At 64.3% G+C, this 319-nt stretch carries 1 protein-coding gene; it reads left to right on the top strand.

Translation table 11 applies throughout. The annotated features are described in order from the left end of the window. Window positions 1-319: family 43 glycosylhydrolase (locus QSK36_RS43235; protein WP_285786461.1), on the top strand; the 319-nt coding region annotated here is incomplete at both ends.

Here is a 319-nt window from a genome sequence, read left to right on the forward strand (position 1 = left end):
CCAACCGGCCGACGCTGTTCGAAGAGGGCCCGTGGTTCTACAAGCGGGGCAGCCTGTACTACATGGTGTTCGCGGCCAAGTGCTGCTCGGAGTTCATCGCATACTCCACGGCCACCAGCCCGACCGGACCGTGGACCTACCGCGGCACGATCATGCCGACGCAGGGCAGTAGTTTCACCAACCACCCGGGAATCATCGACTTCAACGGCGGTTCGTACTTCTTCTACCACAACGGCGCCCTGCCGGGCGGCGGCGGCTACACCCGCTCGGTCGCCGTGGAGAAGTTCACCTACAACGCCGACGGCACCATCCCGACGAT

It is taken from the genome of Microbispora sp. NBRC 16548 (genome assembly GCF_030268985.1).
GTDB classification, from domain to species: domain Bacteria; phylum Actinomycetota; class Actinomycetes; order Streptosporangiales; family Streptosporangiaceae; genus Microbispora; species Microbispora catharanthi.